Raw genomic sequence first — 16,188 nt, forward strand, 5'->3', positions numbered from 1 at the left:
ATCCTGAGATTGAAGCCTTCAAAAACCGCACTCTGACCCACAGCCACTTCCGCTATCTCTACCTCGATGCCCTTTACATTAAGGTGCGCGAAGAGGGCCGCGTGGTGTCCAAAGCGGTCTACCTAGCCCAAGGGGTCAACGAGGCCAACAAGCGCGAAATCATCGGCTTTTGGGTGTCAGAAGAAGAAAGCAAAGAGGCTTGGCTGACCTTCCTTCAATCCCTACGTGCCCGTGGTTTGAGCCAGCCCACCCTGATTATTTCAGATGCTCATTCTGGCCTCAGAGCAGCCATTCAGCACTGTTTTGTTGGCGTGCCTTGGCAACGTTGCGTCTTTCATTTCTTGTCTAACATTGTCGAGACCATTCCCAGAAAAGGAAGTCTAGAAGCACGCGCTAAGTTGAAGGCCATATTCCAGGCGCCCACCGCTGAACATGCAAGGCGGCTCAAGGAAGCTTTTGAGGCTTCTGTCGCGGATAATCCTCGCTATCAGAAGGCCTTAAAGGTTTTAGACGAGGGCTTTGAAGATGCCGTTCAGTTTATGATGGAGCCTGAGATTTACCATCCCAACTTGCGGACTACTAACTCTGTCGAACGTTTGAACCGTGAAATCAGACGACGAGATAAGGTCATTGGCGTCTACCCTAATGTCGCTTCTGCTGAGCGACTGATTGGCGCCATCCTCATTGATTTAAACGATGCTTGGCAGGCTAACGCACGCCCCTTCCTTGTCAACTTCACCAAACGCAAATAAGCTATAGGACAGCCTACAGATTTTTACACAGGATTTTGGACTTGACTCTGTTTCTGGCATTTTCCCGGGAGCTAGTGGTCCACTCGACGGAGTGGACCACTGGCTCAGGACTTTTCCTGGTTTTTGGCCTGTTTTGGGCGATTTCTGGGGAGCTAGTGGTCCACTCGACGGAGTGGACCACTAGCGCAGGGCTTTTCCTAGTTTGCGGCCTGTTTCTGGCCATTTCCGGGGAGCTAGTGGTCCACTCGACAGAGTGGACCACTGGCGCGGGACTTTTCCTGGTTTTCGGCCTGGTTCCGACGATTTCTTGGGAGCTAGTGGTCCACTCGGCGGAGTGGACCACTGGCGCGGGGATTTCCCTGGTTTTTGCCCTGTTTTGGGCCTTTTCCCGGGGAGCTAGTGGTCCACTCGACAGAGTGGACCACTGGCGCGGGACTCTTCCCAGATTTCGGTCTGTTTTCGGCGGTTGCTTAGAGGGTTTCCTGGCTATGGCGGCTACTTACTTGAGAGGATTTGCTGGTTATTACGGCGACTTATTTGACAGGATTTGCCGGCTAGCTGACTTAGCTACCCTATTTATCTATTACATAGATAAATAGGGTACGAGTTAGCAAAATTACGTGTCCAAAACTAAACAAAAAAGGGGCTGACGCCCCTTTTTCTTCCTATATATATTGATGAGCTTCCAACTGAGTGGCTACTAGCTTAGCCTGGAGGTCGGCACTGGCCTTGCCTTCTAGGCGCGTCAGGGGTTCTTTGGCGAAGTAACGGAGGGAGGCAACTACTTGCCCGCCGTTAACAAAGACTTCTAGCGAGCTGGCATCGAGCCAAAGGTCTAAATGCTTGAGCTCCTCTTCTAGCTGCATATGGCGCCATTCTTGCAGGCCGGTTAGCCAGTTGAAGCGAGCTAAACTTAGGCGGCCTTGAGCGGCCTGGTATTTGACCGTCACGTTATCATCCAAGAAGAGTTCCCAATCTGCTAGAGTCTCAAAATCAACTTGTACTCTTTGCGCCCGACCTGCCAGATCTAGGCGGAAGTCAGCCGAGGTCCAAGCCAGCGACTGGCTAGCTCCTGCCAAGCCCTCTAATTCTGCAATCGGTGTCTGATAGAGTTTGCCGTCTACTAGGCGTAACTGGCGCGGAATGGTCAGGTGATGAATCCAGTCGTCTTGACGGGTTGGGATAGCTGCCTCTTGGTCAGGCCAGGTAATGCCCATCCAAGAGTATTGGATGACCCGGCCATCAGGCGCCACAAAGGATTGAGGCGCATAGTATTCAAAGCCACGGTCACATTCTTTCATATCCGCAAAGTCCGCATTGTCGGGTAGGAAGCGGCCAGTCTGGCTATCCCAGGTCCCGACCAAGTAAGTGGTGTTAAAGATATTATGGTAGCTATCCCCAATTGGGTCGACCCCTTGCGGTGAGAAGATGAAGACAGCCTTATCCTGGCCTGTCACCTCATCTGTCAAGAAGACCATATCCGGGCACTCCCACATATAGCCCAGAGGCTGATCAAATTGGAAGATAGAACCGCGATAGTCCCAGTCTTTGAGGTCTTTAGAGAAGAAGGCTACGGTGTCGCCGGTCTTATCCAAGCGTTGGGCACCTAGCAACATCCACCAACCTTGGACGGTCGCATCATACCAGACCTTAGGATCCCGCACATGACCGGTATAGTCTGGCAACTGCTCAGTCACAGGGCCTAACTTGGTGAAATGAAGGCCGTCTGTCGAAGTCGCAATACATTGGTAGCTGGTCCGGCGACCTGCCTCGTCCTTGGTATTACCGGTATAGAAGAGGTAGAGGGTGTCCTCGTGGACGATGGCGCCACCCGAATAGACCCCGTTCTTATCGAACCAGTCATCAGACTTGAGGGCCACCGGCAACTGCTCATAGGTCACAAAATCCTTGGTCCGGACATGACCCCAGTATTTGGTAGAGTGGTCGGTCGCATACGGGTTATATTGGTAGAAAATATGATAGTAACCCTGGAAATAGCAGAGCCCGTTAGGGTCATTGAGTAGTCCCTGCTCAGGCGTCAGGTGGAAGTGTTGGGCGTAAGGCCCTTTGTTGCGGCTTGACATGGCTGGTCCTCCTTTTTGATTCTTATCTACTTTTATTATAGCACAGCTGCCAGCAGGCACCTATGAAAACAGGACGAGTTGCCCCGTCCTGTCATAAATCATGCTTGTGCTTAAGCTTGTTTGTCTTCTTTGTAACCGAAGGCGTAGGTCAAGCCAAACCCAATCCCGAAGCTGACTACCAGCACCAAGAGGTAAGCAAAGATATTGTTGAGGTAGAGTAAGACCCCTGGTAAAACAGTGACAGACATACCAGTCGCTGCCAATTTGAAGAGGCCTGCTAACCAACCACCCGCAGCCCCGGCAACGAGACCCATCACGAATGGTTTACCATAACGGAGGTTAACCCCGAAGATAGCTGGTTCGGTAATCCCTAGCAAGCAGGAAATACCTGAAGAGTATGCCAAGGCACGAACCTTGTGGTTAACTGTCTTGTAACCTACAGCGAAGGTTGCCCCTGCTTGCCCTGCCATGGCAGCAGTGAAGTAAGCATTCAGTGGGTTAGTCTTGTCGCCGTTAGTCAATAATTGTAACTCTAAGAAGTTGAAGATGTGGTGAATCCCGGTAACCACGATGATTTGTTGAACCCCACCGACGATGAGACCCGCTAAACCAAATGGCAAGGTCAAGATCTGCTTGGTTACGTCCAGTACGACTGTTTCCAAGGAGTGGAAGACTGGCCCAATAGCGAAGAGACCTAAGATAGACATTACCAAGAAGGTTAAGAATGGTGTCACAATCAAGTCGAAGGTATCCTTAACGTGGTCATGGAGCCATTTTTCAAGTTTAGCCCCGATTAAACCGACGAAGAAGGCTGGCAAGACGGTCCCTTGATAACCTACAACTGGAATGAAGCCGAAGAAAGTCAAGGCTTGCGCATCCCCACTTGCTACTGCATAAGCGTTAGGCAAGGCTGGGTTGACCATCATTAAACCAAGGACAATCCCTAAGACAGGGTTCCCGCCGAAGACCTTGAAGCTAGACCAAGCAACTAAGGCTGGTAAGAAGGCAAAGGCAGTATCGGTTAAGATTTGTGTATAAAGCAAGAAGTTTTGGTCGATTTGTTTAGGATCGGTTAAGCCAAAGAGGCCGATTACTTCTGGACGAGTGAGGACACCCCGAACCCCCATAAAGAGACCGGTTGCCACTAAGACAGGGATGATTGGTACGAAGACGTCCCCGAAGGTCCGAATCATACGTTGTAGGACATTCCCTTGTGGTTTAACTTCTTCTTTTTGGTCGGACTTGGTTACAGCGTTAACGCCCAAGGCTGATACTTCTTCATAGACCTTGTTGACCGTACCGGTTCCAAAAATAATTTGGTATTGACCAGAGTTGAAGAAAGCACCCATTACCTTGTCGGTATTTTCGATGGCTTCCTTATCAATCTTGGCTTCGTCTTTGACCATGACACGTAGACGAGTTGCGCAGTGTGCGACGCTAGAGATGTTTTCCTTACCACCTAGGTATTTGACAACATCTTGTGCGATTTCTTTAAATCCCATTTGTGTTCCTCCTTCATTCAGATGAGACTAAAATAATAATTGCCTGTAGAAAAGAAACCGGTTCTCTCCTAAGCCTTATTATACTTGGAATAGAACCGGTGTCAATATCATTAAATGTGAAAATGAAATCGTCGAGCTTTCATCTTAGGTTAGACAGCTGTGACCGACTGTCTAATTACAAGGGAAGTTTCGAGCTTGCGTTTGGTGGCCGTCTCATGGCCCTGGATTCTATCTAGCAGCATCTTGGTAGCAACATAGCCGGCATGACGATAAGGATATTCCACCGTGGTCAAACCAGGATAGATAGAAGAGCCTAGGACATTATTGCCAAAACCCGCAAAGTTAATTTGCTCAGGCACCTGATAGCCCGCCTCTAGGCAAGCCCGCATGGCACCAATGGCAATAATATCGGTCGCCCCCACAATCAGGCGCGGCTTATTGAGCAGCACTTGATCACGCGTCACCTGGTAGCCATCCATGAGGTTGAAGCCACAAGTATACTCGCGGAAGCTGGTATCCCCATACTTGAGGAATTCCTGCTTAATGGCATCCCGGCGCTTAATCCCCACAGCGGGGTCAGTCGTAGTCACCGTCAAGAAGTCCATATCCCGATGGCCCATGGCATAGAGATAGTCGGCCAACTGGCGACCTGCACTCTCCTCGTCGTAGTAGATGGTATTCTCGTCCAGGAATTCTTGGCCAATGGTCACAATGGGCACCTGGACATTCTCCAGTAGTTCAATAATCCGGTTGTCAGTGTGGGACATAAGGAAGATGACCCCGTCCATCTTGTTAACTTGGAAGGTTCTGAGGGCCTCTTCTTCCCGGCTGACCGAGAAATTAGAATTAATAATTAAAACCTGATAGTTATGTTGACGGAAAACTTCGTCAATTTCACTCAGGATACAGTTGGCTGAAAAACTATCAAGCCGCGGTATGATGACGCCAATCATACGGCTCTCCTTGGCTTTCAAGCTTTGGGCAAAAGAATTAGGTACGTAGCCGGTTTGCTTAATCACTGCCTCAATCTTGGCAGCTGTCTTCCGGCTGACGGAACCCCCGTTCAAATGTCTAGAAACCGTACTTTTGGCAACACCTGCTAATTTTGCAATATCATTAATCGTTGTCATTGTTACCCTCCTAGCGATTATCTAGCCTTCGCTGGTAGTGAGTAGCATAGAGCTTATGACAAGTGTGTCTTAGACCGCCCCAAGGGCGTCTAGACTGTATCTTACTAAAAATCTCTTACGCTTGCTTCACTTACATAATTCAACATTATCTTACATTAAATCCAATTAAATCCAAACGGAAAATACAAAAAAATGTCAAAAGATTGTGTATAATGCCCTGCCCACAAACTTTTGACGCCTATTTACCGTGCTTGAATTCGTTTTATGACTTAGAAACCCGCCCACTAGCTCTATGGCTGGTGATCAGATTTGTTCGTTATAAACGCTTCCTTTCATCCACACGCAAGTCCCTGGGGACCAACGTCAAATTCTCACGATTCATCAGTTGCGTCAGCACTCTTCACTTACTAGTTTGCGGTCCTCACCCCTTTAACTTGTGCCGTTTTGGGCCTAAGCGGGCCCTCTCGCTTAATCAGCATATCTATCCGGCGCCACCCCATTGGACTGGGTCACTGTCTGCCATTGGTTGGCCAGACTGGGCAAGTTATCCACTAGCTCACAGGGGTATGGTGCTTGGGATAGACCGGTATTATAACTAACACCGGTCACATCCTCCCCTTCTCGTGATGAGTATTCAAGATATTGCAGTTTCAATTTTGGAACTAGTTCCATCATAAACCGCTATTTTTACACTATTATTATGACATATTTATCTTACTTTTACAAGTATCTTCTCGAGTCAGCTGCCAGACCTTATCCCATCTAAAAAATACGAAGCTAAGTGCCGGCACTTAGCTTCGCAGAGGAGAATGACCCTAATGCTTAGGGATGAAAGCCACCGGTCACCGGGGTGACAAGGGCTGCCGTGGCAGTTTGGGTCGTCCCTTCCACCTGGATGGTGTAGGTCTGCCCGTCTACTAAGTCGACACTCGACATAATGACCGCTTGGAAATCCTTGTTGACTGTCTGACGCGCCACTTCCTTGCCATTGGCATCGAGGATGATAAGGGTTTGGCCTGCCGTCCCTGCTATGTTAGCAGTGATAGAAGCCTGGGTGGATCCTTGGGCGAAACCTTGCAGCATATCGGAGGTCCCTAGGGCCCAGACCGTGCCGCCTGTGATGGTAATGTCGCCCGTTGCATCGAGGGGGCCATTGCCGTCATGGACTGAGCCATTGACGACTAGGCTACCGCCACTAATGCTGACCGTTCCGTTGGAATCAATGCCGTCTCCTTCCGCATCAATGGTAAGGGTCCCACCTGCAAGGATGATTTGTAGGCTTGGGTCACTTTCTTCCTGGCCTCCTGGCGGCATGCCTCCAGGCCCTTGTCCACCTTGTGGTGGGGCTTGGCTAGCAGGTGGTGCTGGCGGTGTTTGGTTCTTGTCCTTGTTGGCTTGGTCGGGCTGACTGGTAGCTGCTGGGTCGGCAGTGGCCTGACTGTCGGGAGCGCTGGCGGTGGCTGAATCACTAGTGGCCTGGCTAGCAGAAGAGCTGGTGTCAGCTGAATTGCTTGTGGCTTGGCTAGCAGAAGGGCTGGTGTCAGCTGAATTGCTTGTGGCTTGGCTAGCAGAAGGGCTGGTGTCAGCTGAATTACTTGTGGCACTAGCTTCGGTAGTCTTGCTTGTAGCGCTCGTGTCTGTGGTCTTGCTAGAAGAACCAGCCGAAGCGTTGACCCCGTCATCGCTACTCTTGATGGTCACATCGCCACCTAGTTGACGGATGACGCGCGCTTCTAGGCCTTCCTCACTTTGGCTAACGGTGATGGTCCCGCCTTTAATGGTCAATTCATTGCCGGCATCCACCCCATCTTCGGTGGCCGCAATACTTAATTGCGTTGGATTGAGCGTCACATTAGCTCGTTCGGTCGTCTCGTCATGCTCAGCATGGAGACCGTCTTTGCCTGCTTCAATGGTCAGAGTGGCTGCCTCAATATCGAGGGCGCCCTCGGCCTTGAAGCCATGGTTGGCGGCTTTGACGGTATAAGTTCCGCCTAACACCTTGAGGTCGTCTTCCACCTCTAAGGCATTCTTGGTAAGGGCCGTGAGGGTCAAGCTGCCTGTCCCGTTCAGGGTCAGAGGCACCTGACTGTGGATGGTGGCTTTAACCTTTTCATCGTCGCTGGCCTGGCTTTCTGTCAAAGCATTCTGACTGCCTTCTGCTAGACTGATGACGACTTCATGGGCCTTGTTAATTTGTAGCAGGGTGCCCTCCCCTTCTAGGGTCAGGTTTTGAAAGACCAAGTGGACCTGGTCAGTGTCGGCAGCCTCTACCACTAGCTTGAGATTCTTGCCGCTACCGGTTAGGACGTAGGTGCCAGCTTGGCTGATGGTTAGCGTTTGGGCGCTGAAGCTGGCGCCTTGCCCTGTGACGGTGGCAGTCTGATCAGCCAAAGTCACCTGAGTAGCCTGGCTCTCATCATAGCTCGTTTGGGCCTGGAAACTGGTCACTGACTGACTTTCCTGCGCGCCCGACTGGGCTAAGGCTGGATAAGCCAGGGACATACTGGCGGTCAAGCTGATTAGGGTGGCGATAGTAAAACTTTTTCTCATGATATGGACCTCCCTTATTGGTCTTGCGTGTAGTAATCTTGGATTGTTTTAATAATGGGTTAAGTGATAGTCAGACGTCCCCTCTACCACTTAACTTGATTTCAGTATAGAGGTCCTAGTTAAAATTTACTTAAAATGCCGAAGGGAATTTTTTAGGTTAGGGAAAATAGGTCGGGCTTGGAAAAATCATTTTCCCTGGTCTTCCCGAGCTAGTGGGCCACTGACGCTTCTTGAACTCCTTGACTTTGGCCATTTTCTGCCTTTTCGCCTCGAGCTAGTGGTCCACTCTTCAAAGTGGACCACTGGCTACCCTTGATTCCCTGGTTTTCGGCCTCTTTCCGAACTTTCGCCCTGAGCTAGTGGTCCACTCTCCAGAGTGGATCACTAGCTACCCTTGAATCCCTGGTTTCCGGCCTCTTTCCGAACTTTCACCCTGAGCTAGTGGTCCACTCTCCAGAGTGGACCACTGGCTTCCCTTGATTCCCTGGTTTGAACCATTTTTCGTCCTTTCGCCCCGAGCTAGTGGTCCACTCTCCAAAGTGGACCACTAGCTATCCTTGAATCCCTTGGTTCTGGCCTCTTTTCGTCCTTTCACCCTGAGCTAGTGGTCCACTCTTCAGAGTGGACCACTGGCTCATAAGAATAGCGGGGCTTTTCAGACTATACAAAAAGCCCTCTTTCAATAGGCTATTGAAAGAGGGAGTAAACTTGATTAATTTGCTCGGCTATGGCGGCCAATCCAAAATGGCAGGTAAACAAGGAGGCCTAGTGCTGCAACGGCTAGCCAAATCAAGAGGCAGAGGCCCAAGTGAGACCAGTTACCCTGAGCTAGAACAGCAACCAAAAGGCTGTAGACCAGCAACTGCAGGACTAGAATCAAGGCCAGTACCGGACGCAAGGCTGGCACTAGGGCCTGCTGGCCAACCGGATAGAGGCGCTCTAGCGGATGGCGCAGAGGCTCTAGAGCTAGAGGCATGAGCTGAACTAGGGTCAAGACTGTGCTCAGCGCACCAGCTGCCACCCAGAGCCAGACTTGTTGACTGCTGACAATGACGAGGCTGAAGAAAATCAGCACCCGCAACCAGATACCGGAATAGGCAATATTGCGTACTAGATGGCGCAGGTAGAGGTAGGCGTAGCGGTTGCCCAGTCGACCAGACAGGCTCTTGAGGACACCATCCAGGTAAGCTCGTCGCTTAATGGGTGGAATCTGTTGGGGCACTTCTGCAAAGAGGGCCAACCAACGGTAGAGGCTGGCGCGACGGGCCTGCTCTTGGGCTACCAGGGCTTCAAACTCAATCCAATGTTGAGGTACTTTCCGGCAAGCCCACCAGATGTAGGCAGCACCCAGTAGGAGGGCCAAGGCCAAGAGGCCCAAAGCCAGGTTAGCCGGCAGCCACAAGCTTCCTGCTCCCAGCCCCGCCAAGGCTAAGGCTAACACCGGACCAGACAGGCCTTTAGGCAACAAGCCGCTATAAAAGCCCAAATAGCCTGCCCAGGCCACTAAAAACTTGGCACCTACCACATAGGCAATCAGGCAAAGGGCCTGGCTCAAAGACCAGCCAAGGGCCAAGCTAATCAGGGGTGCTAGCAGCAAGGTCACAACCGCCAAGACTAGGCTGGGAGCAAGGGCGCCTAGCCAGACGCCCCATTTCCATACAGCATGCCATTGATAACCGCGGGCGAAGAGATAGCTCTTGTCCGGCTCGTAGGTTAGAAGCAAGGGCCGGCCCCAAGCCAGGCCTGCCCACCAGACTAGCAAGCAGACCGCCGTCATCATGAGACCCAAACCTTGGGGCGGCTGGCTTTGCAGGGAGACCAGTAATTGTTGGTAATAGATACTGAAGAAACCAAAGGCCACCAAGAGGATGAGGGCCATGTGATCATTGAGAATGAGCCGGCTGTAGCGACTCATGGTCTTGGCAAAGTCGCGCAAGCGCCCCTGCCAGAGACTGTTCAAATCCTTCATGCCGTCACCTCGCGACTGGCCATTTGGATATAGAGTTGATCCAGACTAGCACCGGGCGCTTCTAAGGCTTCTTGCAAGTCCGTCAGGGTACCCTGAGCATAGAGGCGACCCGCCTGCATCATAAGGTAGGAGTCGGCTAGATTTTCCACCAAGCCTAGGACGTGAGTCGTCAAGAGGATGGCGCAGCCGGCTTGGGCGCGGGCCTGGAGAATGTCCTTGAATTGTTGAATGGCCAAGGGATCTAAGCCCAAGAAAGGCTCGTCAATAATCAGAAATTTGGCATCGGAGACCAGGGCGCAGACAATCATGACCTTTTGCTTCATGCCCTTAGAAAAATGGGTCGGGAACCAATCCAACTGCTTGTCCAAACGGAAGAGCTTGAGCAGGGGTTGGGCCCGTTCCATCACAACCGCCGGGTCCAGGCCGTAGCCCAGTGCCGTCAGTTCAAGGTGCTCGCGCAAGGTCAGGGCCTCATAGAGAATGGGTGTCTCAGGCACATAGGCTAGCTGGCTGGCGAAGGCCTGATGGTTTTCCTGCAGGCTGAGGCCATCCAGGGTGACCGTCCCGGCCTGGGGCTTGAGCAGCCCCAAGATGGTCTTGAGCAGGGTGGATTTGCCCGCCCCATTGAGACCAATCAGGGCCACAATTTGGCCCCACTCAATCTGGAAGTTAATGTCTTGGATGACCGGCACCTGGCGGTAACCACTGGCCAATCCAGATACAGAAATTGTCATAGTGTCTCTTCTCCTTCAGCTAGAATCACTTGCCAGGCAGCCAGGGCTAGGCTGGTCTTGGACTGTTGGGGCAGGAGAACTTCCTGACCCTGAGCCCCCAGGACATAGACCTGGTTCTTGTCAGAGTTGAAGCCGATGGCCGGGTTGGACACATCATTGGCGATGAGCCAGTCGGCCCCTTTTTTACTTAACTTAGCTCGGGCATGTTCTAGCAAATTCTGGGTTTCCGCCGCAAAGCCGATCAGGACTTGCTGGCGCTTGGTTTGGCCTAATTGAGCCAAAATATCTGGGTTTGCGACTAGGTCTAGTTGCCAGTCTGTCTGACCGGCCACCTTCTTAATCTTCTGATCATGGGGATACTTGACCCGATAGTCGCTGACGGCCGCAGCCATGACGACATAGTCCATTTGGTCATAGTGAGAGGTCATGGCCTGGGCCAATTCTTGGGCTGACGCCACCTCTTGGACTTGGACGCCTTCTGGTGGCAGGAGGCTGTGCGTGGTGGAGACCAAGGTGACGGTCGCCCCTAACCAGTCAGCCGCCTGGGCCATGGCATAGCCCATTTTGCCAGAAGAATCGTTGCTAATGTAACGGACTGGGTCAATGCGCTCGCGGGTGCCGCCAGCCGAGACAATGACCTGCTTGCCGGCTAAGCTTTGAGGCAAATGGGTCCGAGCATAGAGGCGCTCCACTTGGGCCACGATGCGATGGAGTTCAGGCAGGCGGCCTTTGCCTTCATAGCCTTCCGCTAAGAAACCTGTGTCAGGCTCCATAATAGTCAGGCCGTCTGCTCGCAGTTGGGCAAGGTTGCGCTGGGTCGCAGGGTTCTCGTACATGTGGACATTCATGGCCGGCACTACCAGAATAGGGGCCGTCACTGCCAAGAGGGTGGTAGTCACCACATCATCTGCCAGGCCGTGCGCCATTTTGGCCAGGCCGTTAGCGGTGGCTGGCACCACCAGGGCTAGGTCGCACCAGTCGGCCATGGCCACATGTTGGACTTGGCTAGGCTCCCGCTCGTCAAAAGTATGGGTGAGGACCGGACGTTTGGTCAGGACCTGCAAGGTCAGCGGCGTCACAAATTCCTGGGCCGACTGAGTCATAGCCACCTGAACTTGGGCGCCCTTTTTGATTAGCTGACGTACCAGCTCTGGCACCTTATAGGCCGCGATGCCCCCCATGACAAAGACACCGATTTTTACTTTTTCTAACACGCGGAGCCACCTCCAATCATTTTCCTTCTTATTTTAGCATATTCCAGCAAAAAAAGAGAGGCCCAGGCCTCTCCACCTTAAACACGACTGGCCATAGACGTCAATCTCCTCAAACGCGACTGGACAAGGTGGCCAGATAGACGTCAATCTCCTCCTGGCTGATATGGCCGATGCCGCCCAGGTTGTACCAAATAGGATTGAGGAAGCCCACATCCTTGAAGGTGCCGGCCATGGTCGTGCCCCGAATGGGGTCGCCAAAGACCTGCTCCAGGTCTTCCGTAGAAGCGGCTGAAGTCGTAAAAATGTAGGTCTTGCGCACCTGGCGGCTGGCTAGGAGGCGTTGATTTTCAGTCTCGAAGGCCGACTTAGGTAGCAGCACCTTATCCAGGAAGCCCCGCATAATGGCGGGCATGTCATACCACCAAATAGGATAGATGAAGATAATTTGTTCTGTCTGGTCCAAAATTTGGACATAGCGCTCTACCTGGGAATCGGTCGTCTTGCCTTCCCCATAGACGGCTAAGTCCGCGGCCGACAGAACCGGATTGAACTGGTCAGCATAGAGGTCGAGTACGGTCACCGGGTGGCCCTTGGCTTCTAGGGTGGCGACTAGGCGCTCCAAAATAGCATGGTTGAGACTGCCCTCATAGGGGTGGGCGTAAACAATGGTCGTTTGCATGGTCATCTTAGCACGTCCTTTCTCTGGGTTTGGTAGGGTTTTCCATATTGTAACATATTTTGGGGCTGATATTAAGTGAGGTGGACAGGTAGGGAGTGCGGTGGCTGGCGGAGCTAGTGGTCCACTCGACCGAGTGGGCCACTGGCTCATGGCTTTTGCACCCTTTTAGTCGCTTTTGGACACTTGACAGATCAGCTAGTGGTCCACTCGACCGAGTGGGCCACTGGCTCACGACTTTTGTGCCCTTTTAGTCGCTTTTAGGCACTCGCCAGCCTAGCTAGTGGTCCACTCTGCCGAGTGGACCACTGGCTCGCGACTTTTCCGTCTTTTTAGTCACTTTTGGGTACTTTCCAGCCTAGCTAGTGGTCCACTTGACGGAGTGGACCACTGGCTCGCGGCTTGGGCTCTTTTCTAATAGATTTTGGGAGCTCGCCGGGCTTGCTAGATTGGCTTTTTAGATACTGCCCCCCATAGCCTTGCTGCCACTCCCCTATTTATCTATTACATAGATAAATAGGGGGCAAGTCTCCCAAATTACGTGTCCAAAAGAGCACAATTTACACAAAAAAGACGAGGACAAGTCCTCGTCTTAAAATTAATTAGCGTTCAAGATCTACACGTTGGCTGACATAGTACATGATGACGGAGCCTAGTGTCAACATCACCAATTCGCTAGTGAAGAGTTGTGTGTAGGCTGCCCAGAAGCCAGCTTCTGCTACGCCTACCACCACCATCTCTAAGGCAATGACAAACATGGATAGGGAGAAGACCAGGGTCAAGACAGCGTAACGTATAATAGTTTGTGTCTTAGCGGATGCCCCTTTGGCAAAAAAGGCCACAACCAAGTCCCCAATCCAGCGTGCTAGCCATAGGAAGAGTAAGGTCTGCAAGGAGCCGACGATCATGTCAACTGGTCCATATTGATAGGCATTGACGATGAAGACCCCTAAGGTCAAGGCGTAGACATAGCGCTTGTTATAGAGACTGGTGAAGTTAAGCGTCTCTGCCAAGCGGAATTGAATCAAGCCAAAAGAATAAGGCAGAGTCAAGAAAGTCAAAACGATATAGAGGCCGGCAACTAAGCCTGCGCGGGTCAGCTCACGGCTGTCCTTCCAGTTGGGCCAGCTTAGCCAACTAGGTTTAAGATGGTTATTCATATAAGTTCCTCCTTTGTAGTCCGGCTCAGGCCGACTAGTACTTACTGCGACCAAAGGATGCTAAGTGTCGCAGGGGGCTGTCCCATCATGACAGCGACCCTATCTAGTCTACCATTTTCTGGTGATTTTGCAATAGCTAATTGACACAATCTCCGTTATAATGAAGGTATCAATGCCCAAGGAGGAGTCATTATGCCCCATCTATACTTTGCCAGCCCCCTCTTCACCGAAATGGAGCGGGCCTTCAACGCCCAAGTGGTCGCTAATCTACGCGCTCAAGTCCCTGGCCTAACCGTCTTCCTACCCCAGGAGCAAGAAGCCATCAACGATAAAAATGCCTACGCCGATTCCCAAATGATTGCCCGCTACGATACGGAAGCCGTCCTCAAGAGCGACGTCCTGGTGGCCGTCCTAGATGGGCAGTTGATTGACCCAGGCGTAGCCTCTGAAATCGGCATTGCCTATCAAGCCGGCATCCCGATTGTGGGCCTCTATACCGATGTCCGCCAACAAGGGGGCAGTCACCCTGAAAAGCTCAAGGCCTTGCAAGAGGTAGCCGAGTCTCAATTTAGCTATGTCAACCTCTACACGACTGGCCTCATTAAGCTAAGAGGCGAGATTGTGACGGCTTCTGCTGATCTGCCAGCTGCTGTCCAACGCCAACTGGCCCAAGTTGCCAAATAAATGAGCCAAGCCCGCTAAAATATGGTATGATAGTAGGGTATGCGTCAAGCTGACTTGACCCAACATGAACCAAGGAGGAAACACTTAAATGATCAACGTTTCAAACGTGAGCTTACTCTTTTCAGATCGTAAATTATTCGACGATGTGAACATTACCTTCACCCCTGGCAACTGCTACGGGGTCATTGGGGCCAACGGGGCAGGTAAATCAACCTTCCTGAAGATCTTGGCCGGCGAAATCGCGCCAACTACTGGGAATGTCTCCATGGATCCCCATGAGCGCCTAGCGGTCCTCAGCCAGAACCACTATGGTTTCGAAGACTTCACCGTTATCGAAACCGTGATGATGGGCCACAAGGAACTCTATGACATTATGAAAGAAAAAGACGCCATCTACGCTAAGGAAGACTTCAGCGATGAAGACGGTGTCCGCGCCGGCGAACTCGAAGCTGCCTTTGCTGAAATGGGCGGTTGGGAAGCCGAAGCCGAAGCTAGCAACATGCTGCAAGGCTTAGGTCTTGGCAAGGATCTTCACTACAGCTACATGCGCGAGCTGATTGAAGCCGACAAGATTAAGGTACTCTTGGCCCAAGCCCTCTTTGGCAAGCCAGACAACTTGCTCTTAGACGAGCCGACCAACGGTTTGGACGCAGCCGCTATCGAATGGCTAAGCGACTTCATCTTGAACTTCCCTAACACCGTCATCGTGGTCTCCCACGACCGTCACTTCTTGAACACGGTCTGCACCCACATGGCTGATGTGGACTTTGGGAAAATCAAGCTCTATGTCGGTAACTACGACTTCTGGCTCCAATCCAGCCAATTGGCTGCTAAGATGGCCGCTGACCAAAACGCTAAGAAGGAAGAGAAGATTAAGGAACTCCAAGCCTTCATCGCCCGCTTCTCAGCTAACGCTTCTAAATCCAAACAAGCAACTTCTCGTAAGAAGATGCTGGATAAGATTACCCTGGATGACATTCAACCATCCTCCCGTCGTTACCCATTCGTAGGCTTCACGCCAGAACGCGAAATCGGGAATGACTTACTACGGGTAGAAGGCCTCAGCAAAACCATCGATGGTGAGAAGGTCTTAGACAACATTACCTTCACCCTCCGTCGTGATGACAAGGTGGCCTTCCTCAGCCGTAACGACATCGCCCTCTCTGCCTTCTTCGACATTATCATGGGCAAGATGGAAGCAGACAGCGGTAGCTTCGAGTGGGGTGTGACCACTAGCCAAACCTACCTACCTAAGAACTCTGGCGACGAATTTGACGGCGTACACTTAAGTATCGTTGACTGGCTCCGTCAATACGCTAGCAAGGAAGAGAGCGACAACACCTTCTTGCGTAGCTTCTTGGGTCGTATGCTCTTCTCTGGTGAAGACGTGATGAAGGAAGTCAATGTCCTATCCGGGGGCGAGAAAGTTCGTTGCATGCTGTCTAAGATGATGCTATCTAAGGCTAACGTCTTGGTATTGGATCAACCAACCAACCACTTGGACTTGGAATCTATTACCGCACTTAACGACGGCCTCATTAAGTTCAAGGGCGCCATCCTCATGGCTTCCCACGACTACGAGGTCCTCAACACCACCTGTAACCGGGTCATCGAGTTGACGCCTAACGGGGCCTTCGACCGCATTGACACCACCTATGAAGAATACTTAGAAAACAAAGACGTGCAACAACGCGTTAATGACTTGTACCAAGGTAAATAAGCAATTTAAAAGA

General features: G+C 51.6%; 12 protein-coding genes and 1 pseudogene. 3 read left to right on the top strand and 10 right to left on the bottom strand.

All coding sequences use genetic code 11. The features are described from left to right. A partial coding sequence (locus GCWU000182_RS03745; protein WP_023391427.1) for an IS256 family transposase occupies positions 1–752 on the top strand: 752 nt, incomplete at its 5' end. 665 nt (positions 753–1,417) lie between these two features. Here the strand turns inward: GCWU000182_RS03745 and GCWU000182_RS03755 are convergent. The 10 genes and pseudogenes from GCWU000182_RS03755 to GCWU000182_RS03795 form a co-directional block, all read right to left on the bottom strand. Beyond that, entirely contained in the window at positions 1,418–2,836 is a 1,419-nt protein-coding gene (locus tag GCWU000182_RS03755) for a glycoside hydrolase family 32 protein (RefSeq protein WP_051372921.1), read from the bottom strand. Between the two features lie 125 nt (positions 2,837–2,961). Beyond that, a pseudogene (locus tag GCWU000182_RS03760) lies at positions 2,962–4,338 on the bottom strand (sucrose-specific PTS transporter subunit IIBC); the annotation flags it as partial. A gap of 149 nt (positions 4,339–4,487) precedes the next feature. After that, entirely contained in the window at positions 4,488–5,468 is a 981-nt protein-coding gene (locus GCWU000182_RS03765) for a LacI family DNA-binding transcriptional regulator (RefSeq protein ID WP_023391431.1), read from the bottom strand. 468 nt (positions 5,469–5,936) lie between these two features. Then, the gene (locus tag GCWU000182_RS10165; protein WP_156905287.1) at positions 5,937–6,077 is read right to left on the bottom strand and encodes a hypothetical protein; all 141 of its coding nucleotides are present in this window, start codon (positions 6,075–6,077) and stop codon (positions 5,937–5,939) included. A gap of 213 nt (positions 6,078–6,290) precedes the next feature. Further along, entirely contained in the window at positions 6,291–8,018 is a 1,728-nt protein-coding gene (locus GCWU000182_RS03770; RefSeq protein ID WP_023391433.1) for a carbohydrate-binding domain-containing protein, read from the bottom strand. A gap of 712 nt (positions 8,019–8,730) precedes the next feature. After that, complete coding sequence (locus GCWU000182_RS03775) at positions 8,731–9,987, bottom strand: ABC transporter permease (protein WP_023391435.1); 1,257 nt, start codon at positions 9,985–9,987, stop codon at positions 8,731–8,733. Beyond that, positions 9,984–10,721, bottom strand: coding sequence for an ABC transporter ATP-binding protein (locus GCWU000182_RS03780; RefSeq protein WP_023391436.1), 738 nt, complete (start codon positions 10,719–10,721; stop codon positions 9,984–9,986). Before GCWU000182_RS03780 ends, GCWU000182_RS03775 begins: the two co-directional genes overlap by 4 nt. Further along, positions 10,718–11,935 carry a bifunctional phosphopantothenoylcysteine decarboxylase/phosphopantothenate--cysteine ligase CoaBC gene (gene coaBC, locus GCWU000182_RS03785; RefSeq protein ID WP_023391437.1) on the bottom strand — a complete coding sequence of 406 codons (1,218 nt, stop codon included), beginning with the start codon at positions 11,933–11,935 and terminating at the stop codon, positions 10,718–10,720. The genes GCWU000182_RS03780 and coaBC overlap by 4 nt, the downstream gene beginning before the upstream one ends. 109 nt (positions 11,936–12,044) lie before the next feature. Next, entirely contained in the window at positions 12,045–12,620 is a 576-nt protein-coding gene (locus GCWU000182_RS03790) for an NAD(P)H-dependent oxidoreductase (RefSeq protein ID WP_023391438.1), read from the bottom strand. A 593-nt stretch (positions 12,621–13,213) separates the two neighbouring features. Next, positions 13,214–13,771: a QueT transporter family protein gene (locus GCWU000182_RS03795; RefSeq protein ID WP_023391441.1), complete on the bottom strand. Its 558-nt coding sequence runs from the start codon at positions 13,769–13,771 to the stop codon at positions 13,214–13,216. Positions 13,772–13,963: 192 nt separating this feature from the next. Between GCWU000182_RS03795 and GCWU000182_RS03800 the strand changes: the two genes are divergently transcribed. Together GCWU000182_RS03800 and GCWU000182_RS03805 are read left to right on the top strand one after the other, a co-directional pair. Next, entirely contained in the window at positions 13,964–14,455 is a 492-nt protein-coding gene (locus GCWU000182_RS03800) for a nucleoside 2-deoxyribosyltransferase (RefSeq protein ID WP_023391442.1), read from the top strand. A gap of 88 nt (positions 14,456–14,543) precedes the next feature. Further along, entirely contained in the window at positions 14,544–16,175 is a 1,632-nt protein-coding gene (locus GCWU000182_RS03805; protein ID WP_023391443.1) for an ABC-F family ATP-binding cassette domain-containing protein, read from the top strand. Positions 16,176–16,188 lie beyond the last annotated feature (13 nt).

This window comes from Abiotrophia defectiva ATCC 49176 (assembly GCF_000160075.2).
Classification (GTDB): Bacteria; Bacillota; Bacilli; order Lactobacillales; family Aerococcaceae; genus Abiotrophia; species Abiotrophia defectiva.